At 63.2% G+C, this 310-nt stretch carries 1 protein-coding gene; it reads left to right on the forward strand.

Annotation, left to right across the window (positions count from 1 at the left end; all coding sequences use genetic code 11):
* The coding region (locus KVT37_RS32055; protein ID WP_217579004.1) for a molybdopterin-dependent oxidoreductase at positions 1-310 on the forward strand (310 nt) is incomplete at both ends.

Genomic DNA, 310 nt, shown 5'->3' on the forward strand with positions numbered 1-310 from the left:
CGCGCGAGATGGCGACGGCCGATTGCGTGGTGATCTGGGGCACCAATGCCGTGGTCACGCAGGGCAATGTCATGACCCATGCGATGAAGGCGCGCAAGGAACGCGGCGCGAAAATCGTCGTCGTCGACATCTACGCCAACGCCACGATGAAACAGGCCGATCTCGGCCTTGTGCTGAAGCCAGACACGGACGGCGCGCTGGCCTGCGCGGTCATGCATGTGCTGTACCGCGACGGCATGGCAGATCGCGCCTATCTCGAAAAAAACACCGACGATCCGCGCGGGCTTGAAGAGCATCTGCGCACCCGCAC

It is taken from the genome of Mesorhizobium sp. GbtcB19 (assembly GCF_019091085.1).
Classification (GTDB): Bacteria; Pseudomonadota; Alphaproteobacteria; order Rhizobiales; family Rhizobiaceae; genus Mesorhizobium.